Annotated in this window: 16 protein-coding genes and 2 pseudogenes; 11 read left to right on the top strand and 7 right to left on the bottom strand. The window is 69.0% G+C overall.

Annotated features, from left to right (window positions below; all coding sequences use genetic code 11):
- Nucleotides 1–198 (bottom strand): annotated as a pseudogene (locus tag G6O68_RS29455) (IS630 family transposase); the annotation flags it as partial.
- Between the two features lie 523 nt (nucleotides 199–721).
- Here G6O68_RS29455 and G6O68_RS29460 point away from each other — a divergent pair.
- From G6O68_RS29460 to G6O68_RS29485, 6 genes are all read left to right on the top strand, one after another.
- Entirely contained in the window at nucleotides 722–1,081 is a 360-nt protein-coding gene (locus G6O68_RS29460) for a hypothetical protein (RefSeq protein ID WP_165252942.1), read from the top strand.
- A gap of 87 nt (nucleotides 1,082–1,168) precedes the next feature.
- Entirely contained in the window at nucleotides 1,169–1,702 is a 534-nt protein-coding gene (locus G6O68_RS29465; protein WP_165252944.1) for a response regulator, read from the top strand.
- 375 nt (nucleotides 1,703–2,077) lie between these two features.
- Complete coding sequence (locus tag G6O68_RS29470) at nucleotides 2,078–2,350, top strand: hypothetical protein (RefSeq protein WP_165252946.1); 273 nt, start codon at nucleotides 2,078–2,080, stop codon at nucleotides 2,348–2,350.
- A gap of 431 nt (nucleotides 2,351–2,781) precedes the next feature.
- Nucleotides 2,782–3,039, top strand: a complete 258-nt coding sequence (locus G6O68_RS29475) for a hypothetical protein (RefSeq protein WP_165252949.1) — start codon at nucleotides 2,782–2,784, stop codon at nucleotides 3,037–3,039.
- Between the two features lie 40 nt (nucleotides 3,040–3,079).
- Nucleotides 3,080–3,886, top strand: a complete 807-nt coding sequence (locus G6O68_RS33720) for a winged helix-turn-helix domain-containing protein (RefSeq protein ID WP_390625405.1) — start codon at nucleotides 3,080–3,082, stop codon at nucleotides 3,884–3,886.
- Between the two features lie 87 nt (nucleotides 3,887–3,973).
- Nucleotides 3,974–4,975: a PEP-CTERM sorting domain-containing protein gene (locus tag G6O68_RS29485; RefSeq protein WP_165252951.1), complete on the top strand. Its 1,002-nt coding sequence runs from the start codon at nucleotides 3,974–3,976 to the stop codon at nucleotides 4,973–4,975.
- A 183-nt stretch (nucleotides 4,976–5,158) separates the two neighbouring features.
- On the opposite strand, the gene G6O68_RS29490 is transcribed toward G6O68_RS29485, so the two are convergent.
- Together G6O68_RS29490 and tnpC are read right to left on the bottom strand one after the other, a co-directional pair.
- Entirely contained in the window at nucleotides 5,159–5,350 is a 192-nt protein-coding gene (locus G6O68_RS29490) for a hypothetical protein (protein WP_165252940.1), read from the bottom strand.
- Nucleotides 5,351–5,458: 108 nt separating this feature from the next.
- Nucleotides 5,459–6,771, bottom strand: a pseudogene (tnpC, locus tag G6O68_RS29495) (IS66 family transposase); the annotation flags it as partial.
- A 905-nt stretch (nucleotides 6,772–7,676) separates the two neighbouring features.
- Here tnpC and G6O68_RS29500 point away from each other — a divergent pair.
- The gene (locus tag G6O68_RS29500) at nucleotides 7,677–13,517 is read left to right on the top strand and encodes a PA14 domain-containing protein (RefSeq protein WP_165252953.1); all 5,841 of its coding nucleotides are present in this window, start codon (nucleotides 7,677–7,679) and stop codon (nucleotides 13,515–13,517) included.
- Between the two features lie 1,448 nt (nucleotides 13,518–14,965).
- Here G6O68_RS29500 and G6O68_RS29505 read toward each other — a convergent pair.
- The 3 genes from G6O68_RS29505 to G6O68_RS29515 form a co-directional block, all read right to left on the bottom strand.
- A complete protein-coding gene (locus tag G6O68_RS29505; RefSeq protein ID WP_165252955.1) occupies nucleotides 14,966–15,310 on the bottom strand; it encodes a hypothetical protein in 345 nt (114 codons plus the stop codon).
- Complete coding sequence (locus G6O68_RS29510; RefSeq protein ID WP_165252957.1) at nucleotides 15,246–16,058, bottom strand: ParA family protein; 813 nt, start codon at nucleotides 16,056–16,058, stop codon at nucleotides 15,246–15,248. Before G6O68_RS29510 ends, G6O68_RS29505 begins: the two co-directional genes overlap by 65 nt.
- Before the next feature lie 1,624 nt (nucleotides 16,059–17,682).
- Nucleotides 17,683–17,874: a hypothetical protein gene (locus tag G6O68_RS29515; protein WP_165252959.1), complete on the bottom strand. Its 192-nt coding sequence runs from the start codon at nucleotides 17,872–17,874 to the stop codon at nucleotides 17,683–17,685.
- 336 nt (nucleotides 17,875–18,210) lie between these two features.
- Between G6O68_RS29515 and G6O68_RS29520 the strand changes: the two genes are divergently transcribed.
- The 4 genes from G6O68_RS29520 (at nucleotide 18,211) to G6O68_RS29535 (ending at nucleotide 21,847) form a co-directional block, all read left to right on the top strand.
- Nucleotides 18,211–18,423 carry a hypothetical protein gene (locus tag G6O68_RS29520; protein WP_165252961.1) on the top strand — a complete coding sequence of 71 codons (213 nt, stop codon included), beginning with the start codon at nucleotides 18,211–18,213 and terminating at the stop codon, nucleotides 18,421–18,423.
- A gap of 255 nt (nucleotides 18,424–18,678) precedes the next feature.
- The gene (locus tag G6O68_RS29525) at nucleotides 18,679–18,981 is read left to right on the top strand and encodes a helix-turn-helix domain-containing protein (RefSeq protein WP_165252963.1); all 303 of its coding nucleotides are present in this window, start codon (nucleotides 18,679–18,681) and stop codon (nucleotides 18,979–18,981) included.
- A 108-nt stretch (nucleotides 18,982–19,089) separates the two neighbouring features.
- Nucleotides 19,090–19,386 carry a hypothetical protein gene (locus G6O68_RS29530; protein ID WP_165252965.1) on the top strand — a complete coding sequence of 99 codons (297 nt, stop codon included), beginning with the start codon at nucleotides 19,090–19,092 and terminating at the stop codon, nucleotides 19,384–19,386.
- A 52-nt stretch (nucleotides 19,387–19,438) separates the two neighbouring features.
- Nucleotides 19,439–21,847 (top strand): phage/plasmid primase, P4 family, encoded by a 2,409-nt coding sequence (locus tag G6O68_RS29535; protein WP_165252967.1) that lies wholly within the window; start codon nucleotides 19,439–19,441, stop codon nucleotides 21,845–21,847.
- Nucleotides 21,848–22,464: 617 nt separating this feature from the next.
- Here G6O68_RS29535 and G6O68_RS29540 read toward each other — a convergent pair.
- Entirely contained in the window at nucleotides 22,465–23,391 is a 927-nt protein-coding gene (locus G6O68_RS29540; RefSeq protein ID WP_165252970.1) for an NmrA/HSCARG family protein, read from the bottom strand.
- Between the last annotated feature and the right edge of the window lie 163 nt (nucleotides 23,392–23,554).

Below are 23,554 nucleotides of genomic sequence, written 5' to 3' on the forward strand. Positions count from 1 at the left end.
CCGCTCGACGGTCGCGACGCCGACGCCGAAGGCCTCGGCGATCCGGGCGTCGGGCCAGGCGGGGCCGCCCTCGGCGGCGTCGGCCTTCAGCAGGATGTGGGCGTGGGCCAGCTTCCTGGCCGCCGACTTGCCGGCGGCGAGCATCTCGTGGAGCCGCTGACGTTCCTCGGCTTCGAGCGTGACCTCGTAGACCTTCATCGGGCCCTCCTGTGGCGGCGTCGCCACCAGGAGAACCGATCTCAAATCCACCCGCAAATTAAAACTGGCGCCCTACTAGCCGGCCCCGAGCTGGAGGAGACGCCGGATCATAATTTGGCTTCACCCACCATTGTTTGGCATTAAACTTGCATGATCGGGTCGCAGCCGGCACCTAATCGGCGGCCGGGGGTCGGAACCCCGCGCGCGCCGCCCCCGATCGGATCGACGGCGGCCGGGTCCGCCATGACGACGGGCCCGGCCGCCGTCATTAAGAAAGCCTTCGCCGTCGATGCGAAGGCGGACGCCGCGTCGTACATTTTTACTAAGGAAATCGGCGCGATCGGGAGAATCGGGCCGCAAGGTGGAGCGTCGCGCGCCGCTGGTTATAATCGGGCGCCACGGGGGAAAGGACCTCCCCGAACACCACGACGCGAGGACAGCCATGGCCGACCGACACGACGAAAATCTCGCACGCCCATCCCGCCCCGAGGCCGACGGAGGGGCCTCCGCCGGCTCTGCCGTCATGCTCGAGATCCTGCGCTCCCTGGCGACCTCCGAGGAGGTCGAATACCTCATGGACCGTGCCTTCGGCGACGCCGGGCCCGACCCCGACGCGTTCCCCCGCGCCCGCGAGAGCATGACGTTCCTGGCCGGCATGGCCGTCCGCTGCCGCAACGCCGGCGCCCCTTTCGAGGCGACCTGGAGCCTGGTGAGCGAACGCAAGGGGCTCGACGCCCTCGCTGACCCCCAGGGCCGCGCCTTCTGGGACCGCGTCCGCTTCGCCATGAGGGCCCTCGCCTCCCCCGACTGGGGAGGGGCCGTCAAGAAAAATCGGGACATCATGGGAAGCCATCGAAGGCATCTTGACTCGAATTCTAATTAGGCCTTAACCTGAGTGCGTGCGACGAGGCACGGCCGGCGACGGCTCCCCTTTAGGACTATCGCATATCGAAAAAGTCGGAGAATGCACATGCTTCGCGACGCCGCGACGACGTGCGACGCTTCGCACGACCGATGGACCCTCTCCCAGGACCTCGGGGCGTTGACCCTGCTGACGGCCGAGGACGAAGCCTGGCTCGCGCGTGAGTTCGAATCGCTCCTGGCCCCCTCCCGGTCGGCGGCCCCGGGCGGCGGTCCCGGCCGCCGGGCCCGGGTCCTCGTCGTCGACGACAACCCCGACGCGGCCTACTTGATGGGCGAGTGCCTCCGCGCCACGGGACACGACGTGCGGGTCGTGTCCGACAGCCGGGGGGCGCTGGCGGCGGCTCGCGAGCTGGAGCCGGACGCCGTCCTCCTGGACATCGGCATGCCGTTCCTCGACGGGTATGAGCTGGCGCGGCGGCTCCGGGCGGACCGGCGGTTCGACCGATGCCTCCTCGTCGCCGTGACGGGGTACGGTGACGAGGTCTCCCGCCGCCGGGGGAGAGAGGCGGGATTCGACCACCACTTCGCGAAGCCCGCCGACATGGACGCCCTGATCGGCCTCATCGACCAGGCCGCCTAGGAGCTGGCGGCTCCGCGCCGGGCGAAGGCGCCGCTGGCCGTCCGCCTGCGCCAGGTCCGCGTCGAACGCTACGGCGAACGCGGCGGGGTCGGAGCTGGCCCGTGCCCTGGACGTCCCGCACCGCACGTGGGCGAACTACGAGGCTGGTGTCGCCTTCCTGGCCGCCACCGGCGTCGAGCCGGCCTGGCTGCTGGACGGCGAGGGCCCCGCGTGGGTTGAGGGCCGGCACCGAGGCCTGCCGATCCGATCGCGCCTCATCGAGCGAAAAATCGCCAAAATCGGTTGGCACCCCGCTTCGCGCGTCCTAGCTTCCATGCGTGCAACGGAGCACTTCCACCCGAGACGACCCCGCCGACGCCTTGATGAGGAAGTCCGATGATGGACGCGCGCGCCAGCCAGCGACTCGACGACCTCGGCCGCCTGATCGAGGCCCACGGCCGCATGAACGAACTCCGCGAGCAATTACTGGCCCTGGACGACCGCATCGACGCGGCTCGGGCCTACTTCGGGGCCGCCGGCGCCAACCTGGCGTTGGCCCGGGGCTTCCACGAGCGGCTCATGGCCAGGCGTCGCGACGCGGCCGCCCGGCTGCGCGCCGTCCGTCGCCGGGCCCACGAGCGCCTCGGCTTGGCCGCGCCGGCCGCCTGAGACGACGCGGCCCCCGCCGCCCCCCCCTCGGCCCCTCGGCCGCCCGTCCCCAAGCGTCCTCCGATCGACCTCATCCGCAAGGCCCTCCCTGACCCTGACCATCGGTCGCGGGCCTCCGGGGGCCCCTCCGCCTCGCGGGCGGGTGGGGTCGCGCGATCGGGATTCCGCGAGCTCCGGATTCTTCGAGATGCCGGCCTTTCGGGCGCGACGCCGCAGCCTCTGGATCTTGAATCTCAGGATCCCCCGATGCTCGGGGCCTGCGGGCCCACGATTCCGGAAGTCTGCGGGTCCTGGATGCCAGGGACCCTGAGCGTCGAAAGCTCGGGGGGTTATGGAGGCCTGCGCTCACCATCATGTGCCCTGATACCGGATCTCGCTCTCGCGGAGCGCCGGCGATGTAATGACGTAGGCACCTATTTGGAGACCGCGTCATGGCACGCCCCGGGCTCCCCATCCTGCCGCATCTGACGCACGACGAGATCGTCGTCCGCTGGCGGGCCTGCCGCTCGGGCCCGGAGAAGGCCCACTGGCAGGCCCTCCGGCTGCTGACCCGGCCGGTCGCCCCGCCGTCGGCCGCCGAGGTGGCTGAGGCGGTGGGAGTGTCTCCGAGTTGGGTCCGGTCGCTGATCGGGCGCCGGAACGCCCGACGGCCTGGTCGACCGTCGCAAGTCGACCAACCACGGCCGTGAGAAGCTGTCGGTCGACCTGCGGGTCGACCTCTGGGACGCCCTGCGGCACGCACCGCCGGACGGCGGCCTCTGGACCGGTCCGAAGGTCGCCGTCTACGTCCGCGACCTCTGGGGCGTGATCGTCGCCGAGTCGACCGGGTGGCGGTGGCTCCGCGCGCCGGGCTTCTCGCTGCAGGTCCCCCGCCCCCGCCACCCGGGGCCGCCACGCCCGCCGACCGGCGGGCGTGGAAAAGACGCCCTGGTCGAGCGGGTCGGCCGACTGCGCCGCGAGCATCCCGATAAGGTCGTCGAGGTCTGGGCCGAGGACGAGGCCCGGCTTGGCCTCAAGCCGGGGCGGTCAGGGGGAGGCGGCCGGTCGCACGAAGTACCGGTGGCTCTACGTCTACGGCTTCGCCCACCCGGCCAGCGGCCGGAACCTGGAGTTGGTCCTGCCGGCGGCGGATACGGACTGGATGGCGGCCGCCCTGGCCGAGTTCGCCCCGTGGGCCGACCCGGCCGGCGAGAAGCTCCTGGTCCTGCTCGTGGACGACGCGGGCTGGCACGTGGCCAAGCGGCTGGCCTGGTGCTCCACCGGCTGCCGCCGTGCACGCCCGAGTTGCAGCCATCGAGCCGCTCTGGCCGCTGCTCCGCGAGGCGGCCGCCAACGAGGGGCTTCGATAGGGCGGGGAAGGATCCCGTCGACGTCCGTCGGGCGGTCGATGCGATCCGGCCGCCGCCGAGGTCGGACGGTCGGCCTCCTTGCGTCGCACCTCGGCGATCCGCCGTCGGGGCCGCGAAGCCTTCGCGACGCTCACCGGCGTCGCGTTTTCCGAACACGCCAGAAAAGCGAATTGTCCGCTCTGGATAGGTTGCTGGCATGCACTTACAATGTTCGCGCCACTCTCGGCGATGGGCCGAAGAGTCGTCCACATCATCCAGGGATGGGACTCCCGCCATGGACCTCCGACGCCTCACGACCGCCGCGACGCTGGCCGTCTGCCTAGCGGGCCCGTCGTCGACCCGAAGCCTCGCCGACTACGTCTCCCGACTGGAGACGCTCACGCCGCTGCGGGAGGAATCCGCGAGGAGCGACGCTTACGGCGAACGCTTGGAGCACGCCCAGAGCACCCATCACGTCACCGACCACGGCGGCGACTCCAACGTCGGATTCTCCGACAGCTACGTGACGGCGGCCGCAGGCGGCCGCGATTGCGATCGCCTGCTCGCCGGATCGGCCCGGGTCGAGGCCGACAGCTCCCAGGTGATCTACAAATACCATCCCGACGTCTGGGCGGCGACCGGCGTGGCGCGATTCACCGCCGAAGCGCGGGACGCGCTGCGCCTCGAGGGGGCCGGCGTCGAGGCCGTCGAATTCGTCCGCCTGTACATGACGGTCGAAGGGTCCATGGGGTCGGCCGGCGCGGCCAGCGAAGTATTCCCCGCTTCTTTCCCCGCCTTCTATCAGGGCGGGGTGGAAGTCGGATTCCGAAATTCCACGGACCCGTCCGGCGACGGCGTGGTGGGGGCCTATGGGGTCCAGGAGGCGTTCACCTCGTGGGGCCCTCCCCAGATCTCCGAGATCGCGGAAGGGCAACGCCTCGGCGACGGCGTCGGCCGGATCTACGTCGACATCCTGCTGGGCGACCTCCGCAGGTCGGCCGACGGGACGTCCTACCGGGTCGCGGAGTACGGGTTGTCCCTCGCGGGCTACGTCAACGTCTTCCTGAGCGACGTCGATCAGCGGGCGTCGGGATGGATGGACTACAGCCTCGGCGTCGACCGCGTCGTCCTCGCCGACGGGTCGACGCCCGAGTCCCGCGGCTTGACCCTCGCATTCGCCTCGGGCATGCGGTCGCCCAATCCCGCCCCCGCGGCCGTCCCCGAGCCGGGGAGCCTGGCCCTCCTCGTCGTGGGCGCGAGCGTCCTGGGCGCCGCCTCACGCCGTCGCGCGGCTTGACGGACGGTCCCACCTCGGTCCGCGGCGGCCCGTGCCGGCCCCCGATCCGCTCCGCTGGAATTCGAGCGAACGCCCTCGCTGGACCGAACCGCGACTTCGTTCGCGGCCGCGGCCGCGAACGAAGTCGCGGTTCCACATCGAATTGAGCCTGAATTGGCGATTAATTCGATAAAGCGTCGCAAACTAGTTTAACAAGACGTCGGGCAGGTCGCGGCCCTGGCGGCGGGACTCGATCGTCGCCTCCAACTCGGCGATCCGCGCGTCCTGCGCCACGATCCGGGCCTCGAACGCGGCGACGATCGCCGGCAGGCCCGGCCGCAGATCGGCCGGGAGGGCGTCCCAGCACTCGGAAGGGGTGCGGTCGGGCCGCGTCATGCCTCGAAGATTCTCAGGCCGCACGCCGATCGTCGAGCACCGACCCGTGAACGGTTGCATCCGAATATGTACGCCGACACGATACGCAAGCTCGGCGGTAACCGTTGACGCCCCGGCGGGGACGAGCGAGGGCGGCTTCTGGCCCGAGCGGTGGGCGGAGACGGCCTCGACGAGGAAGTCGAGCAGGTCGCGGCCCTGGCGGCGGCGGGACTCGATCGTCGTCAGCATCCGCTCGACGAAGCGGCTCCCGGCCGCGATCGGCGCCGAAGCTGGTCTTGCGCCAGCAAACGGCCTGACGGAGCGACTGCTCGGCCGCGTTGTTCGTCGGGTCGACGTCCTCGACCGTCGCGAACGTCCACAAGGACGGCTCGATCTTGAGGACCTCGCGGCAGGTCGCCGCCGTCTTCCTCGAGCCGCATCGCGGGCCCGCTTCCAGCAGCGTACGAACCTCGCGACGCAGCCACGGCAGGGTCTCGGCCGCGAACGCGGGCCGCGACGACCCGCCGGCGCGGACCTTCGACCAGGCGTCGAACAGGACGCCGGCGTGCATCAGCAGGTCCGAACCGATCGTCGAGCCGGCGTCGCCGCGGTCGACGATCGCCCGGAAGTCGCGGCGGAGGTGGGCCCGACATACCTGGCGTCGCTCGGGCGGCAGGTGCGAGTGGGCCGAGTGGCGGTCCGACGTCACGACCCCCGGCGGCGACCGGCCCATCAGCTCCGCGAAGGCGTCGCGGCCGCGGCTCGACGCGACCAGGAAGGCGGCCAGACTCCTGGTCGAGGCCGTCCAGAGCCAGCCTCGGCCGCGTCCCTGGGGCCTGCTCGTCTCGTCGACGTTGGCGGGGATCTTGCGGATATGTTCGAGGAACTCGGCGTGGATCGGGGCCAGGGCCTCGGCCGTGCGACGCTCCAGCCCGCAGACCGACGCCGGGCCGATCGGCGGGCCGAAGAGCCCCTTCATCACGCGGGCGACGCGTCGCTTGCTCATCCGGCCCTCGCCCGCCAACGCCGCGCAGACGGCCTGCGCGCGGGGCCCGTAGCCGAGATCGGCCCCGTGCGGCCTGACGGCGGGGACCTCGAAGACCTGGCGGACGAGCGTCGCCTGCGAGGGCCTCGCCGTAGCGGCGGCAATGATCGGGCCTCGCGTCGACGACCTCGTCGGGCGCCAGCCGGATGCGGTCGTTCCGACGACGCCCCGGCTGCCCGCCGCGCCGGCGTCCCGACGGCTTCCGCGGCGGCGCCGGCCTGCGGTGCGGCGGGTCGCTCGACGGCGGCCGCGACGGGTTCGACGAGTCCCGCTTCAGGCTCGCCTTCAGGTCGGCGATCTGGACCTCGAACGAGGCGATCACGACCGCCAGGACGGCCTGCGCCTCCGGCGGGATCACGTCCCACGTCGCCCGCGGCATGCACTGCGGTCGTTCCATGCCTCGAAGACTCTCAAGCCGCGGGCCGCCGGTCAAGCACCGACCCGTGAACGGTTACGCTCGACGAATTGAACATGCCTATGCGAATGGTGATTGAGGCCCGCCTCGACGAGGCCCGCGCCTGCCTTGCGAAGTCAGACACCCCACGGCCTCGGCCCTGCGCCTCCACGACGGGCCGCCCGGCTCCACGCCGCGCGTCGCCGGGCCACCGGCGGATCGGCCTGATCGCCTCGCCCGCGTCCGCCGCGTGCTGACCGGCCGCCGATCCCGACCCCCCGGCGGCCGGGACCAGGCTCGCGGAGGCGCGACGGGCCCCTCGCCATCGCCCCCCCTGCCCCGCCCGCGACGCGGGCTCCCACGGTCCGACCGGCGGGCGGGCGTCTCGGCCTGCGTCGCAACCGCGAGGCCGGGCCCGACGCCGGATCGCGGGCCGCGCCGAATGGGACGTCGTCGCTTCGAGACGGCGACGCGATTCGAGACTTTAAATTATTTTAATATGACATAATTATATTAATAATTTCGCGCATGTCGGGCTTAGGCCTCCCGTCGCGCCCGGGGCCCGCGTCAGCCATTCGGAGGCTCGTCGAGCCGCTACGGCGGCCGCCGGCGGCCGTGACGCCCGGGTCCGGATCCCGCCCGGAACCCCGGTTTGCACGTCGCCAAAACACGACCTACTGTTGTGGTGGATGGACGATCGTGCGACGCCGCTCGCCCCGCCCTCCCGTCTAAGACGACGCTAGCCCCGCAATTCACGCGAGAGGCTCCCTCCCTGCGTGAGCTTCTCGATATCTGTGCATCGGACATCGTCGGTCTCCGAGGCGTTCGCGCATGCGCCGGCACCTCGAACCCACGAATGAAATTCATCGAAAGGGTTCGTAATGGCCTTCAACTCGATCGCGTCCCGCTTGCGAAGCTCCGCCGGCGTGCGAAAGGCCCGGCCGTCGAACGGGACGCGGCTGCGGCCCCGACTGGAGCTCCTGGAAGATCGGATCGAGATGTCGGCGGGCGGTGGCTGGGTGTCTGGCGTCCAGGCGGGCAGGCCGGGGGTGGGGGTCTTCGGCCAATACTACGGATCCTCCCAGCCGTCGGGCGCGCCGTCGTTCGTCCGGTGGGACGACCGGATCGATCTCCTCTCGCTCGGCGGCGGGTCGGGGCCGGGGGGCTCGCCCAGCCCGGGCTACACCGTCGCCGGCTCCGGGTGGTCGGCCGAATGGTCCGGCACGCTGACGGCCAACTTCAGCGAGCCTTACACGTTCGCCGTCAACTCGGCGGGCGACGGCGTCCGCTTGTGGGTCACGCCCGCCGGGCAGGAACGCGGCGCCCCCTTGATCGATAGCTGGGCGGCCCACGGCCAGACGGCCTACGCGGCCACCGTGCCTCTCACGGCCGGCCTGTACTACGACGTCGAGGTCGATTACGCCTATGGCTCGGGCTCGGTCCAGCAAGTCCAGCTCCAGTGGTCCAGCCCGAGCACCCCCCTCGAGGCGATCGAGCCCGTCACGCAGGTCGGGGTGAACGTCACGGGCGGCGACACGCTCTTCGCCAACATGGTCAACGCCACGACTCGAAACGCCTGGACGGTGCCCGGGAGCTCGAGCCAGCAGGTTCCCACGGACGCCAACCTCTGGCCGCGGGGCGACGCCACCCTCCTCTTCGGCGAGGGGGACGACACCACCACTCTCCGGGGGACCTACCTGGTCCGATTCGCCGGGATGGCGACCGTCACGGCCTCACACGCCGTCACCTGGGTCGTGGACGGGGCGACTTCGACCGGTGCCACGCTCCACGCAGGACAGGGATACGATCCTTCGACCAACACGACGACGGCCTTGATGGTCAAGGAAGCCGGGCCGACCGGCTTCAACCTGTCGTTCGTCAACACGAGCCGCGGGCCGAATCCGGGCCTGGGCGTCTCCAGCATCAAACAGGTCGGCAGCACCGTGACGGTCGCCGTCCCCTCCGTCGCCGGCTTGGCCAAGAACCAGAAGGTGACCATCGCCGGCTTCAGCGGCCCGGTCGCCCGATACAACGGGACGTACACGATCTCGAGCGTCGACACATCGACGAACACCTTCACCTACGCTCTCACCGCCCTCAATCTGCCCGCGAGTTCGGGCGGCGTGGCGATCGCGAATCCGGGTGACGGCATCACCGATCTGTTCGTGATGCGGCCGTCGACGCTGGGCGGCGACACACCGTTGCCCGCGGGCACCCTGTTCAATCCGGCCTCTCTGGCCATGTTCGCCCAGTATTCGACTCTGAGGACGATGGACGTCGCCCGTACCAACCTCACCTTGGCGTCCGACTGGTCGGATCGAACCCTGGTCTCGCACAATCTATGGAACTCCTACAAGACGCTGGGCGGGTCCGTCACGACGGGCGTGACCATGGCGCCGCAGCCCGCCGGCGTCCCGTGGGAGGTCCAGGTTGCCCTGGCGAACGAGACTGGCAAGGATATCTACATCAGCGTCCCTGTCAATGCATCGATCGAATACATCAGGAACCTCGGCAACCTGTTCGCCTACGGGAGCGACGGATTCGCCCCGTACACGAGCCGCCAGGCGAATCCCGTCTGGAAGCCGCTCAACGACAACCTCAAGGTCTACGTCGAGTTCTCCAACGAGGTCTGGAACACCGGCTTCCGTCAGTCGTCGACCCGAGGCAACGGCTGGGCCAACCAGCTGAGCCAACGGGCCCTCTACGACTTTCTGACCGGCAATCGAGACGACCCCCTGTATCCCGGCGGCGGGTCCGCCGCGTACGACGACGGGGCCGCGCTGGCCGCCTACTTCAAGTTGGACGCTGCGAAAACGGCCGCGTTCCTGGCCACCTATAGGCCCAATCCCGCGCCGGCGGGCGACGGCGGATCCCCCTCGTATTTCAACAACTCGGCGTCCCTCAACGGATTCACGACCGGCCAGGCCTGGATCGGCCTTCGGACGGCGCAGATCAGCGAAGCCTTCAAGTCGGCGTTCGGCGAGACGAGCGTCGACGCGGTCGAGATGCGCAGCCGCGTCCGCCCGCTCGTCGAATGGCAGTACGGGGGCAATTGGAGCGCCGCGCTGAACTTCATCGACGGCTTCTACGGCACCCAACGACCGGTCTCCTACTACCTGTACGGCGGCGGCGGCGGCTGGTACGCGGACGCGCACGTCGGCGGCTTCAGCGACGTGTCCTTCATCAACCACTCGTTCGCCCAAGGAACCTCCGGCTGGGCCTTCGACGGCGGTTCCGGGGTCGTCCCCAATGGATCCAGCCTGGGCAACCCCGACGCCCCCCCCCCCTTCGCCGCGATCGCCGTCGCCGGCGGCGCAAGGCAGTCCGGCGATCTCGCGACGATCACCACGACGACGCCGCACGACTTCCAGGTCGGTCAGGCTGTGAAGATCTCCGGAGTCGCCGTCAAGGGCTACAACGGTACGTTCACGATCGTCAGCGCGACGGCCACATCGTTCTCTTTCAAGACCCCCGCGACCGGCCTCGGCGAATCCGGGAGCGGGATCGTGGTGGGCGTCGCCGGCGGTAGGCAGGCGGCCTACCTCAAGCCCGGATCCGGCGTCAGTCAGAACGTCACCTTCAGCGGGGGCTACGCCGACCTCACGTTCTACGCGACCCGGGTCGTGGCCGCGGGATCGACTCGCGGCCTCACGATCACGCTGACCCCCATCGACGGCGGTCCGGCCGTCAACGAGGGCCGGCCGATCCGCCTCAGCGAGGGGGCCTTCTCCTACTCGGGGAACGGCAACGGATTCATCTGGAGCAGGACCGAGGCCTTCTACACCGGCGACTCCCCCTACACCTACACCGTCACCTTCGGCAACACGCTGCTCTCGGACACCATCTTCCTGGCCAGCCCCGCCGTCCAGACGGTGAACGGGATGTTCGACGAACTCACCCCGGAGTACAGGGCCGCCCTCGTCGACATAGGTCGAACGGTCCGATCGGACGTGGACCTCGCCCTTCAGTACGGGCTCCACGTCGTCGGGTACGAAGGGGGATTCAACTTCAATCAGAACCTCGGCAGCTACATGGACCCCAAAGGCTATCAGAGCATGGGGGCCCGCGGGTACAGCAGCAGCGTGCCGAACGTCGGCATGTACGCCAACCTCGATCCCCGCGCCGAATCGTTGGCGGTCGCGACGCTCGAGAGCTTCTACGCGTCCGGCGGGCGACTGGCGATCGTCTACCAATCCTCCACGAACATCAACAGCTGGGGGGTCGCCGCCCCGACGTTCTATGAGTGGGCTACGCCCAAGCAGGGTGCGGTGGTCCAGGTCGAGAGGACGGCGCACGCGCCTTCCCACGGGGCGGCCGCGGGCCAGGCGGGGACCTACAGATTCTGGTGGCTGTCCCCCGGAGCCAGCATGTCCAGCACCCACCTGGTCTCGGAGGGCGATTATCAGCTGAGCATCAACCTCGCCGCCAACCCCAACGCCTCGGCGACCCAGACCGCCCCCGTCGCGGTGCTCGTCGACGGGCGGCTCGTCGACACGCTGACGGTCTCCGTCCGGCAGGGCGGCACGTACCGCGTACGGGTCGACGGGCTGTCGGCCGGCCAGCACTCCATCAAGCTGGTCTATATGCTGGCCCCGGGCGCTTCGTCGATCAACATGGGCCGCCCGGGCACTCCGATCATCCAGCTGGATCGCCTCGGGGCGGCAACCCCCGTGATCAAACCGATCGTCCCCTCCATACTCCTGGTCGAGCCGAGCTCGATCACCTACGGAACTCCGCTGGGCGCGGCGATCCCTCGCGGCGTCGCCGAGGTGCCGGGCTACTTCTCCTACGATTACGAGGCGGGTGCGATCCTGACGGCGGGACTTCACACGGTCACCGTGGTGTTCACCCCGGCAGACGCGACCCATTACACGACGGTCGCCACGACGGTCGACGTGTTCGTCGCGAGGGCCCAGCCGACGATCGAACTGTCCGTGGGCTGGCAATCCGTAGGTTCGCCCGTGGGGGTCGCGGCGACCGTCGTCGGGACCCACGCCGACCTGGAGAGGCCGACGCTGCTGCTGACGTACACGTATTATTCGGGCGACGCGGCGAGCGGGGATCCGCTGCCCGAGCCGCCGAATCAGGCCGGAGTCTACACCGTCGTGGCGAGCTTCCTCGGCAGCGGGAACTACGCGCCGGCCTCGGCCCAGGCTACGTTCACGATCTACTCGACCACCCTAACCGGGCCCGTCGCCACGACCATATCCCCGATCGCAGGATCTCCGAGGAGCTCGGCCCTCACGAGCGTCGAGGTCACCTTCGGCAGGCAGATCGACCTGGGCACGTTCGACTGGCGCGACCTCTGGCTCAGTCGCGACGGCGGCCCCAATCTGATCAATGAGGCCGTGAGCATCACGCTGATCTCCGGATCGACCTACAGGATCGACGGACTCGCCGGCCTCACGACGGTGGACGGCTCCTACTCGTTCGCGGTCGACGGGCTCGGGTTGGTCACCTTCGGCGACGGCATCCTGGACGCGACGGGCGGTACCTCCGCCGAGATCGACCTCGCCTCGTGGATCATGGATTCGACCGCCCAGCCCGAGCCGACGCCCGCGCCCGAGCCGACGCCCGCGCCGACGCCCGCGCCCGAGCCGACGCCCGAGCCGACGCCCGCGCCCGCGCCGACGCCCGCGCCCGAGCCGACGCCCGCGCCGACGCCCGAGCCGACGCCCGCGCCGACGCCCGAGCCGACGCCCGCGCCGACGCCCGAGCCGACGCCCGCGCCCGAGCCGACGCCCGAGCCGACGCCCGCGCCCGAGCCGACGCCCGCGCCGACGCCCGCGCCGACGCCCGCGCCGACGCCCGCGCCGACGCCCGCGCCCGAGCCCGAGCCGCTGACCTTCCTCGACCTCGGCCCCGACGGGCTCTGGGTGTCCAGCGTCACGCAGGGCGTTCGCAAAATCCACGACGCCAATCCGAAGAACGTCGTCGCTTCGAGCAACCAGGCCGCGTACGTCGACTTCGGCGTCGCCGGCCTGTGGGCCTGGGACGAACGGCGGGGATTCCGGCGACTCTCCGAGTCCAGCCCGCAGGACTATGTGGTCATGAACGACGGCGGCCCCCGCGCCGAGGACGTCCTGCTCGTCGATCGCGGGCCCTCCGGACTCTGGCGCTGGAGCGAGAGCCAGGGCTTGGTCCGCATCAACCACGTCGACCCTCGCTCGATCGTCGTCGACCGCCAGGACGCCTACGTCGACTTCGGCCACGGCGGCCTCTGGCGGTATCGCGACGCGGCGACGCCCTGGTCGAAGCTCAACGACGCGGTGCCGGAGTCCATGTCCGCCGACGGCGTGCTGTTCCTGGACTACGGCGCGCAGGGGACCTGGAGTTGGGCCTCCGCCCAGGGCTGGCGCAAGGTGGGTAATGGAAATCCCCAGGCGATCACCTCCTCCGGCGGCTCGCTCTTCGCCGATTACGGCGCCGCCGGCGTCTGGGGCTGGACCGACGCCGCCGGCTGGTTCCAGATCAACGCGGCCGACCCGCGTTCGATGCGGGCGGCGGGCGGTACGCTGTTCCTGGACTTCGGCGCCCACGGCCTCTGGTCGTGGACGTCGGCCTCGACGCCCGCCGCGGCGTCGCGGCTCACGAGGCTGACCGACGCGGCCGTCGACTCGTTCGTCGTCGGCCGAGGGGGCGATCGGGTGGTCGTCGACGCGGGCGCCGCCGGCGTCTGGGTCTGGACCCGCGACGGCTACCGCCGCCTCAACGCCGCGAACCCCAAGGGCATCGCCGTGACCGCCTGACCGCGTCGCACGCCGCGGATCTTCCCGATCGGGCGGAGCACCGGTTTGGCCGTGGCCCCGCCCGCCGCTCCCCTCCCCGCCGCGCGGCCTCGCCCCGAATCCGAACCGGGGGCCCAGCCACCGCGGTGCAAGCCCGGCCGCGAGGCCGTCGGTATGGCTCGACGCAACATCAGCCTCCCTGCAACCGGACCGCAAGGGGACGCGAGGGGAGGTCCGGGCGGGGCCGACGACCATGCGGCGCGGGGACGCGGACCGGCCCCCCGGCTAGGCGTTCCGGAATTCATCGACGCGAGGATCCCGGCCCGCTCGCTCCGCCAGGGCACCTTGGGTGGGGTCGGCCGGCGTCTCGATCCTTCGTCAGTCGTTCTCCAGCGAAGCGCGGCGAAGGATCGGGTCGCTTCGGATCGACCCGAGGCGAGGGCCGCCCTCGGCGAGGGGACGCGGGGGTGGTAGCGACCGTTCGGGCGAAAGGTCCGGCGAGTGGGGCGACGGCGAGCCGGCCGCGTAGGCCGTCGAGGTCGGCGAAGTAGAAGGCTGATCCGGGGTGGATCCAAGCCTTCGAGGATCGACCGAAACCGCCGGGGGCGAGCCCGATTCCGCGGTGTAGACGGGCGATCGCCGTTTTTGATTTCGACGTCCGTGCGTCCATGAGGCCGCGCCGATCCTCGGGACGCGCCCCATGGCGTCCGGCAGTCCGCTCGCCTACGGCCGGAGGAAGCATCCGCAGGGGCCGCAACGCCCCTAGTCGGCCCGGTGCGCATCGCATTTCACGCCCCCGTCGAGCCTCGCCGCCAGCGCCCGGGCGTCGACCTTCGCGAGGCCGCGAGGCGGACCGCAGACGCCGCCCGAGTCGTGATCGAGGGATGGGCGCCGGCCGCAGTCGGGGCCCTCGCGATGGCCTCGCCCGAGACCGCTCGAGGACGATGAGGGCGGGTCGCGGGGAGGGAGCCTTGCCAAGTCTCCCACGCTTGGGGGGTCGTCTGCGAGCCCTCGGTCCGCCCCCTCCCGGCTCGCGCGCGCCTGCCTGCAGGGCGATCCAGACGGGGCGCGTCCCGATGTCGTCTTCGGCCCGGTCCCGCCGAACGTCCCCGCGCGCCTCGCGTCGTGCTTGTAGAACGTCGAGGGCGTCGCCGGCGCCATCGAGGCGGTCCGGGCGACGCAGTCCTCGCCGCGGCCTCCAGCAGCCTCGCCCGGCGGAAACGCTTATGCGGCTCCGGGCGAGTCGGCGAAGCTCTCCGGCCTGTATGTGGTGACCGGGGCCGGCGTGATCGGCCGTCGCTCGATTGCGGCGGGGCGACGACCGCCGACCATCGCCGGGGAGGCCGAGCCGCCTCCGCGATCCCGACCTGATCCGGCAGGAAGTGGCCCAGCGTCGGACGAAGTCGACGACGCGCGGCGTTAACGGCCTGCGAGTCCGCCCCTAGGCGTCGTCGATCGAGACGCCGGCGTCAGCCGACCCGGTTGACGTTCCATTTGGGCAGCGCCTTGTCGAGGACCTCTTCGGCGATCTCGCTGATCTTCCGCCCCCGCTGGTAGGCCAGCATACGGAGCCGGAAGTGGACGTCTTCGGAGAGGTAGATGCGCCGCCCCTCCAACTTGACCTCGGTCGTCGCGCCGGCCTTCCGGCTGCGGACTCGGCGCGGGGTCTTCACTTCGGCCGTCGTCCCGTCGGCCTGATCGTCGCCCCCCTGCCCCGCCTCGACGGCGGCCAGTTCGGGCGCGGCGTCGTCAAGCGGCGCGGTCGGTCGGAGGATTCCCGCCGGGATCGACGATCCGGTCTTTCGCTCGGCCATTGATGATCTCCCGAGTCAGGGCCTTGTAAGCGGTCGCCCCGACGCTCGTCGGCGCGTAGGTGATGACGGATTCGTGGCGGGCGTGGGCTTCCTCGATCTTGATCGAGCGGGGGACCTTCGTATCGAAGACGAGCCCCCCGAACGCGGCCCGGAGCTGGTCTTCCAGGTCCCGGCAGACGTTGTTCCGCTCGGCCAAGGTGACGACCACGCCGGCTATCCGAAGCTTCGTGTTCCCGAGGTAGCGGCGGACCTGGGCGACGTCGTCTTGAAGCTGACCGAGGCCCAGCACGCCGAAGATGCCCGGGTTGAACGGCACGATGAGTTCTTCGACGGTGGTCAGGACGTTCGTCGTCAGCAGCGACCGCGTCGGCGCGGTGTCCACGAGGACGAAGTCATAGCGATCGGCGACGCCTTCGATCGCCGCACACAACCGCCGCTCACGTCCGATCTCGCCCGCCAGAACCACGGCCGCGTCGGCGAGCGTGGCGTCCGCCGGCAGCACGTCCACGCCCTTGAAGTGGGAAGCGACGATGGCTTCGTCCGCGCCGTCGCCTTCCACCAGGACGTCGAACAGGGACGGCCGACGCGGCTTCTCGCCTTTCAGGAGGACGAAGGACGCGTTGCCCTGGGGGTCCGTGTCGACGACGAGGACGCGACTCCCCTGCCCTCCCAGGACGGCGGCGACGTTCAGCACGGACGACGTCTTGGCGACGCCGCCCTTCTCCGACACAAATGCGATCGACCTCATCCGTAAGGCCCTCCCTGATCATGGACATCGGTCGCGGGTCTATGGGTCTTGAGCCTTTCGACCTCGCGGACCCGTGACCCCCGGGACTTCCAAGTCCGAGGGGCTTTGAGCCCCGGAGCTTTCGACCCCGCCGGCCTTCGACCCCAAGAGGTTCCGGAATCGAAGCCTTCCGGGTCCGCAAGCCTGCGGAATCCGGGGCCTGTGGGCTCATGAGTCCGCGAGTCTGGGAGCCTCGGATCCTGCGGACCCGTGGGCCCATGGGTTCGTGAGTCTCGGGGGTCCGGGGCCTGTGGAATCGTGGGCCGTTGGGCCTGCAATCTCATGGGCCGGAAGCCTCGCAGGATGCGGGGCCCCTGAACCTGCGGGTCCGCGAGCCTCGGAGCCCATGGGCGCGAGGGATCGCGAGCCCGGGGGCCTGTGACCTCGAAGGCGCACGAACCCAAAGGCACCCGAGATCGAAGGCCCTTGGTTCCAGAGGCATCCAAGCCCAAAGGCATTCGATCCCAGAGGCACGGGAGTTCAACGGCCTTGGAGCGCACGAGCCCACGATGCCACGGGCCTTCGGATCCGGTCGGCTCGTCGGGGTTCAACTGGACGGGGCGGGGGAGGGGCCCCCGGGGGCCTTCCCGCCGTAACGCTTCCGCACCTCTGCGAGTTGCCTTTGAAGCTCAGCAGGGGTCATCCGACGGCGGCCCGGGAGCGGCCCCCAGGCCGCCCGCCTGGCGTCCTTGAAGCAACCCACGGCCATTCCCTCGACGATCCGCCTAACGTCGTCCTGGGGCGTCCTGGACGGTCCTGACGGGGGCGACGATCGGCGGGGTTCCTCGGATCGTTGGGGAGGGGGCTCGGCGGGCGTCGGCGGGGCGGGGGAAGGGACCGGCTGGCGGAAACCCTTGCGGCCCGCTTCGATCATCGCCCTGAGGAACCGGGCGGCTTCCGCCGGCTCGGGGACCACGCTTTCCGGATCTTCCTCGGTCGAGAGAATCGGGGCGGTCTGATCCTGGACCTGTGTCGAGCTCTGGTTAGTTAGATGCTCGCGCCTAACCTCCTTAGGCGCTGGCGTCGGACCCCTTAGATCCTCGCGCCTAACGGACGCCTGTTCAGTTAGACTCTCGCGCCTAACCCCCTCCCAGGCCACGAGGATCCCGGTGCGGATCCGGCCCCCGGCGGTCAACTCGCGTCGGATCAGGCCGGCGGATTCCAACCGTCCGAGGGCCCGACTGATCGTCATGGGGCATCGGCCGAGGATGCGGCCCATCGTCGCGTTGCTGAGGCGGGAGCGCCAACCGCGAGACTTGGCGTTGTCCAGGATCAGCACGAACGCCGCACGGGCGGTCTGATCCAGCTTGAGGCCGTCCAAGCCGGTCGGGTCGGCTCGGAAGGGAAAGGGGATTTGGCGGGTCGCGCCGCGCTCTTCGCGCACGACCGCCTTGACTCGCAGGGGGCTGGAGTGGATCATTGGTTCTACCTGTTGATTTTCTAGCCCGGCCGGTGTTGGTCGCACCGTCCGGGCTTTTTCCATTTCGAAGCGTGGCGATTCTCGCGCGCATCCGGGCTTGATGCCAGGGGGGCGCGGCCGGTCGGTTCATCGCTTAAGCGGGATCACCACCAGCGTCCCCGACCGTCACTTCTTCGCCCGACCCTCTATCGCTTCCGCGACGAGGATGCGGGCCATCGCCGCGAGGCTCAAGTCCGCCTTGGCGGCCTCCAGCCTCAGGAGCCGGTGCGTATCCTCGTCGAGTTCCAGGCGGACGGCCCGGAGTTTCGTTTCGGCGGCCGGCATTCCGGCGTCCCCCTTCGTCGTCTTGCGAGCCATCGGCTTTTGCTCCCTGGGTTGCGTTCGCCCACGACAGCATACCGACGCACCGCCCCGAATGGCGCGCCGTATCCTACCGCGCCCCCGGATCGCGCGTCAACGCTGTACAAATCGGTCGGCATGTTGCCTATGCAACATTTGCAACAAATCTTCACGATGTAACCTATTAAGCAAATGCAACGCAACAGGAATTTTGACATTTTCGTTGACGGTGTAACGGAAGGTCATCATCCATGAGTCGCACGAATCCTGATGCGACCGAGACGTAAAGACGAGCGACAGCGGGCCCCACGTGGGGCCCGCGAGGGCGAAGACGCAACCGGGGAGAAAGCCGCGATGAGCACGATCGGCGAGATGGTCAGATTCACGGGCGAGACGGTCGGCGGGGGGTTGATCGACGTCGACCTGTATTTGACGACCGAGGCCACCGAAGGGGCCTTGCTCGCGAGGCAACCCTACCTAATGGGGCCGGGCTGGGTACGTCGGCCGTCGACGCTCCTGGCTGGCCTCATCCTCTATCTGAGGGACGACGCCCCCGCCGACGCTTGAGACGGGGCGGCTCTGGGAAGCTTGCGACCCGACCCCCGCCGGCCGGGGGGTGAGCTTCCCAGAGGTTGGAAAATCAGATCGGCATGCCTTGAGGATCATTTCAAGCGCCTAAAATCAACCCCATTTATGTTGTTTGCCAACAGAGACTTGCGGCGTGACCTATGCCAAAAAGCTTGACAGGTCTCAGATTGCGGATGAGATGGGCGAGACGGACGACAAAGAGGCCCGTCGATGACGCCTCCCCGGAGATCCAGAATGCCCGCCCTCAGACGAAACGCCCGGAAGCCCTCCCCATCGGAAGCCGTCCGATGCACGCCCGACCCTAGTTCGCTCGACGTCGAGCGGCTGGGCGACACGCTCGACCAATGCCTCAGTCGTCGCGAGGTCGCGACCGCCCTACGGACGACCGGGACTTGCGTCCATAGGTGGACGCACGGCGGCTGTCTCGGCAAGGACGGCCGGATGCACGTACTCCCCGCCATCAAGGTCGGGAATCGCTATCTGACCCACAAGCGGGACCTGGCCGCCTTCATCAAAGCCATCAACCGCCCCGCCTGACCGACGACGTCCGTCGGCCTTCCTGATCTTAGCCTCACCGACCACGCGCCGTCCCCGCCGGCTCGACGTGCCCCGCTGCGCCTTGACCTTTCATCATGGAGAGCAGGAATGAGCAATCACGAATTCGACGCTAACGGCGTCTGCAACGCCGAGTTCGCCGAGCTTGAGGCCGCCCTCGACGCGGTCGCAGACGACCCCGTTTGCAGGCTGTGCGGCGGTCCGGCGGACTTCATGGGCATCTGCGTCCCGGACCGAGTCGCGGGCGAACGGGCTTTCCCGTTCGCCATCTGCCCGGACTGCCGGGAGGTCCCGGGCTGGGGGCGGGCGCTCCAGGACTCGTTCAAGGACGACTCCGAGGGCGTGAGCTTGAAGCGGACCGCTGCCGCCACGCTGGCGGGCGTTTGACGACATCCGAGGTTCAACCCGGGGCACGGCCCCGGAAAGAGATTCGCAGCACATGAGAGTCAACGACGACATGACCGGCTTCGACGACGATGCCGACTGCAACGACTTCGACGACGCTCCCGACGTGGCGTGCGTCGTCGAGCTTGACGCCCTCGACGCTGTCCCGGCTGAGCTTCGGCGTCTTCCGCGATGGGTCGTCTGGCGGACGATCGTCCGGAACGGCAAGGCCACCAAGGTCCCGTTCCAAGTGGGCGGATCCGCCGCCTCGACGACCGACCCGGCGACCTGGACGACGTTCGACGCGGCTGCGAAAGCCTTTCGCGAGGCGGCCCCCGGCCGGCTCGATGGTTTGGGCTTCGTGTTCACCGGGGGCGACCCTTACGTCGGGGTCGACTTCGACGGCTGTCTGATGGACGGCGGGGAGATCGCCGGATGGGCCCAACTGTGGCTCGACCGCCTGCGAGGCGGCTACATGGAGGTTTCGCCGAGCGGCAAGGGCGTCAAGGTCTGGGTTCGCGGCAAGCTCTCCGGGGGCGGCTCCAAGCGTCAGGTCGGTGAGGGCGAGCGTACGGCGATCGAGGTCTACGACGAGAAGAGGTATTTCACGGTCACAGGCGTCGCCTTGGGACGCCCTGACGGGGCGATCCCGGAGCGGCAAGAGGTCGTCGACGACTTGTACCGCTGGGTGAAGGAACGGCCGTCCGAGAGGTCTGAGACACCCCCGGCGAACCGGACGGGGGGGCTTCGCGTCCGGGACACGTCGGGGCCCATGACCGACGAGCAACGGGCGTCCGCCTATCTGGCGAAGGTCGATCCAGCCATCGAAGGTCAGGACGGATCCGGGACGACGCTCCGGGCGGCCATGATCGGCCCCGGGTTCGACCTGGCGCCCGACGTCGCCTTTCGGCTCCTGAGGGATGAGTACAACCCTCGCTGTGAACCGCCGTGGTCGGACAAGGATCTTCGCCGCAAGGTCGATCAGGCGTACCTGAAAGAAGGCCGCCGGGGTTGGTTGCTCGACGCGGGCGGGGGTCGGACGGGGCAGGGGGGCGACGAGGCGGAAAGCCTGGACGCCGTGCTCGCCCGGAAGGCCCGGACCGACATGGGCAACGGGGAGCGGTTCGCGGCCCGCCACGGCGGCGACGTGCGGTACTGCAAGCCGTGGGGCGACTGGCTCGTCTGGGACGGCCGGCGGTACGCCGTGGACCGGACGGGGGCCGTCCAGCGCCTGGCCAAGGATACGGCGCGCAGGATCCTCGTCGAGGCGGCAACGCTCGACGGCGACGATCAGAAGCGCCTCGCCGACCACGCGATTGCTTCCCAGTCGAAGACGCGCATCGACGCCATGATCGCGATGGCGGCGACCGAACCGGGGATCCCCATCCTGCCCGAAGAGATGAACCGGGACGGCTGGCTGCTCAACTGCCGGAATGGGACGATCGACCTGCGGACGGGGGAGCTACGGCCCCACGATCGGGCCGACCTGATCACTCAGCTATGCCCGGTCGACTTCGACCCGGACGCGGAATGCCCTCAGTGGGAAGCGACCCTCGACCTGTTCTTCGACAAGAACCAGGCCCTCATCGCCTACTGGCAACGCGTCTGCGGCTACGCGCTCGTCGGCGTGGTCCGCGACCACGTCATGCCGGTCTGCTACGGGGACGGGTCCAACGGCAAGAGCACGATCCTGGGGACGCTGCTGGACGTCCTGGGGACCTGCTACGCCATGAAGGCGCCGCCCGCGATGCTGATGGCGAAGGCCGTCGAGTCGCACCCGACGGACCGGGCCGACCTGCACGGGAAGCGGCTCGTGGTCGCCATCGAGACCGAAGCCGGGCGGCGGCTCGACGAGGTCATGGTGAAGGAGTTGACGGGCGGCGACCGGATCCGGGCCCGACGGATGCGGCAGGACTTCTGGGAGTTCTCGCCGACGCACACGATCATCATGGCCACGAACCACAAGCCCGTGGTCAAGGGGACGGACAACGGCGTGTGGCGTCGGCTCCGGATGATCCCCTTCGCGGTGAAGGTCGACGCGGCGAACGCGGACACCGCGATGCCGGACAAGCTCCGGGCCGAGTTCCCCGGGATCCTGGCGTGGTGCGTCCGGGGCTGCCTGGCGTGGAAGGAAGTCGGCCTCGCCGAACCGGACATCGTCTCTAAGGCGACCGCCGAGTATCGGTCCGAACAGGACGTCGTCGGCCTGTTCCTCGGCGATCGGGCGTTGCTGGATCCGTCGGTCAAGAGGCGATGCAGCGAGGTCTACCAGGCTTACCAGTCGTGGGCAGAGTCGGCTGGAGAACGGGCGATGACGCTCCGGGCCTTCGGCGACGCCATGAAGGAACGCGGCGTCGAGACTAAGACGAGCAACGGCAAGTGGTACGTCGGCGTAGGGCTGAAGCCCCTTGGTTCGGGGCAGGCGGAGCGCGACGACGAGCGATCGGAACAGTGGAACAGATAGTCGCGTGACCGACTGTTACGCTGTTCTGGGCTTCCCGGGCGATCGTTCCAACTCGGCAAACCCCGTAGGCTGAATGGTTTACGATCGCCCGGCCGCCCCCCTCGGAACAATGGGCCTGGAATCCCCTATCAACGGCCTTGAGTCCTACGTGAGGGGCGTTAATGCCAGAAACAGGGTCCAGTGTTCCAATCGTTCCAAGGGATCGCAGGGTCGGCCCCATGCCGGGCATCGAGGGGGTAGGGGGGGCAAAAATGTTAGAGCGATCATCGACCCCGTACCGAAGCCGTCCCCGCTTGCGTTTTGATGCGCCGTTCGGACCCCGAAATCCGGGGACAAAGGTGAGTTCGTCCCCTCTAATACGCGACAACACTCCGCAAGTCGATTGCGGGGCAGTCGCATCACGTTTCGGGCGAAGGGGTTGGGAGCCGATTGGGCCGGGTGCGATCCCATCCCGCGCCATGTCGCAGCCCTCTTAGCGACTTGAACGCGCGATCACAACCCCCCTTCTGGGGAGCTGAAAACGGGTCGAAAGCGAGGTGTCGAAGTCCATTTCCGAGCAGTCGCTTCGTCTTGGAATCCCCTTTATGTTTCGCTCGCGAGCGACGCCGTCGAGGCGTTCACCCGATGACGAACTTGTCGCGGTGCTGCTTAATGAATTGGTCGAGCGTTGTCAGCGGCACGCCCCAGCTACGAACGGCATCGAGGTCCACCTTATAGCCCTCGACGTTGTCCCAGACTTGGCCCCTGACCATCAGCGAGTGGTAGCCTTGTGCGACCAACTCGTCCTCGGAGAAGGTGAGAGCCGAAACCGGCTTTCCGGTGACCTCTGCAATCTTGGCTGCAACCTCGACCAGAGTGACGCAGTCTGCGGAGAGGTCAATCTCGTGACCGTGGAAACGCTCCGGGTCGGCGAAGGCGGCGGCCGCGAACGCCCCGATATCTTGGGCCGCAATCCAGTCGAGGCGGGTGTCCGGCTCAATCGCGGTCTCGAACCGACCGCGTTCCGCAAGCGAGGGGAACATGAAATCCACCATCGGCGGCACCAGGTCTTCCATGATTAAGGCAGGCTTCAGGATGACCCAGTGGGGGAAGCCCCGCGTCTTGACCATCTCGTTCACGGCCGCCTTGTTGTTCCAGTAGAGAGGCTCCCAGCGTCCCTCATCCCAGCCGATGAAGTTCTCCTGGTCACCCGCACGAGCGACCGAGGTGTGGACGACCATGCTGACGCCCGCTCGGTGAGCAGCCTCGACCAATGCCTTGCCGGTCACAATCTCGGTGTCCGGGTCACTAGGCTGCGACCCCATCTGCATCGAGAAGACCCCGCCCACCCCGGCCAATGCCGCATCGAGGCTGGCGGGGTCGTTGAAATCGCCCTTAACGACTTCCACGCCACGCTCGGCGAGTGCCCGTCCGGCGGCCGACTGGGGGTCTCGTGTCATCGCACGAACTGTCCGACCCGCTTGCTGCAACGCCCGTACGACGGCTCCACCCTGTTTTCCCGTAGCTCCCGTGACGAGAATCGGGCTGCCCGTTTCGTTCGACATAAAGAACCTCTCACCAAGCGGATAAGCCAAGCCCGGCACCACTCGCTGAGTCCTGCTCGCGAGGGTAGAGCGTTGAAAGGAGCAATGAGAGAATGGTACTCCAGCTCAATACGAAACTCAAGAGTTTCGGTACTACCAAGTATCGCAATGTCCGGGTACAGTA

The organism is Paludisphaera soli (assembly GCF_011064595.1).
GTDB classification, from domain to species: domain Bacteria; phylum Planctomycetota; class Planctomycetia; order Isosphaerales; family Isosphaeraceae; genus Paludisphaera; species Paludisphaera soli.

What these genes read in the sequence shown, in the direction of transcription:
- G6O68_RS29460 (WP_165252942.1), top strand. Translation starts at nt 722, where the DNA reads ATGCTCGAGATCCTGCGCTCCCTGGCGACCTCCGAGGAGGTCGAATAC.
- G6O68_RS29465 (WP_165252944.1), top strand. Translation starts at nt 1,169, where the DNA reads ATGCTTCGCGACGCCGCGACGACGTGCGACGCTTCGCACGACCGATGG.
- G6O68_RS29470 (WP_165252946.1), top strand. Translation starts at nt 2,078, where the DNA reads ATGATGGACGCGCGCGCCAGCCAGCGACTCGACGACCTCGGCCGCCTG.
- G6O68_RS29475 (WP_165252949.1), top strand. Translation starts at nt 2,782, where the DNA reads ATGGCACGCCCCGGGCTCCCCATCCTGCCGCATCTGACGCACGACGAG.
- G6O68_RS29485 (WP_165252951.1), top strand. Translation starts at nt 3,974, where the DNA reads ATGGACCTCCGACGCCTCACGACCGCCGCGACGCTGGCCGTCTGCCTA.
- G6O68_RS29490 (WP_165252940.1), bottom strand. Translation starts at nt 5,350, where the DNA reads ATGACGCGGCCCGACCGCACCCCTTCCGAGTGCTGGGACGCCCTCCCG.
- G6O68_RS29505 (WP_165252955.1), bottom strand. Translation starts at nt 15,310, where the DNA reads ATGGCCGAGCGAAAGACCGGATCGTCGATCCCGGCGGGAATCCTCCGA.
- G6O68_RS29510 (WP_165252957.1), bottom strand. Translation starts at nt 16,058, where the DNA reads ATGAGGTCGATCGCATTTGTGTCGGAGAAGGGCGGCGTCGCCAAGACG.
- G6O68_RS29515 (WP_165252959.1), bottom strand. Translation starts at nt 17,874, where the DNA reads ATGGCTCGCAAGACGACGAAGGGGGACGCCGGAATGCCGGCCGCCGAA.
- G6O68_RS29520 (WP_165252961.1), top strand. Translation starts at nt 18,211, where the DNA reads ATGAGCACGATCGGCGAGATGGTCAGATTCACGGGCGAGACGGTCGGC.
- G6O68_RS29525 (WP_165252963.1), top strand. Translation starts at nt 18,679, where the DNA reads ATGCCCGCCCTCAGACGAAACGCCCGGAAGCCCTCCCCATCGGAAGCC.
- G6O68_RS29530 (WP_165252965.1), top strand. Translation starts at nt 19,090, where the DNA reads ATGAGCAATCACGAATTCGACGCTAACGGCGTCTGCAACGCCGAGTTC.
- G6O68_RS29535 (WP_165252967.1), top strand. Translation starts at nt 19,439, where the DNA reads ATGAGAGTCAACGACGACATGACCGGCTTCGACGACGATGCCGACTGC.
- G6O68_RS29540 (WP_165252970.1), bottom strand. Translation starts at nt 23,391, where the DNA reads ATGTCGAACGAAACGGGCAGCCCGATTCTCGTCACGGGAGCTACGGGA.